Genomic DNA, 541 nt, shown 5'->3' with positions numbered 1-541 from the left:
CGCAACAGAGCAAGTGATTGGGATAATTATAAGATCTCGCAGCAAGGGAATGAATTTACGCTTATCCCAACCGCAGTAGACTCTACTCAAGGTCAGTTCCAGATCAATATTGACGCGAAAGGCGTAGTGAAAGGCTTTAACGTCATCGAGCAAGATGGTCAGAAAGGGCTCTTTACATTCAGTAATGTTAAGCTTGGCAAACCAAAAGCAGACAGATTTACGTTCACAGTTCCAAAAGGCGTGGAAGTGGACGATCAAAGGAATTAATAGGTAGTGAGTAATTACACATTAGATTTCTCGGGGGACGAAGATTTTCGTCCCCTTGCTGCTCGTATGAGACCGCAAACTATTGAGCAGTACATCGGTCAGCAACACATTCTTGGCCCGGGTAAACCCCTGCGTCGCGCGTTAGAGGCTGGCCATGTCCACTCAATGATCCTTTGGGGGCCTCCTGGTACAGGTAAAACCACGTTAGCGGAAGTCGCTGCTAATTACGCAAATGCGGAAGTTGAACGCGTGTCTGCGGTGACGTCCGGTGTGA

Annotated in this window: 2 protein-coding genes; both read left to right on the top strand. The window is 47.9% G+C overall.

The genetic code is table 11. From position 1 onward, the window contains the following. On the top strand, positions 1-267 hold a 267-nt coding region (lolA, locus tag R7044_RS27550; RefSeq protein WP_225456270.1), incomplete at its 5' end, for an outer membrane lipoprotein chaperone LolA. Between the two features lie 6 nt (positions 268-273). Further along, positions 274-541: AAA family ATPase (locus R7044_RS27545; RefSeq protein WP_225456269.1), on the top strand; the 268-nt coding region annotated here is incomplete at its 3' end.

It is taken from the genome of Vibrio sp. 1402, assembly GCF_033340275.1.
The sequence above is the reverse complement of the archived record's forward strand: the minus strand, read 5'-3'. Positions and strand labels throughout refer to the sequence as shown.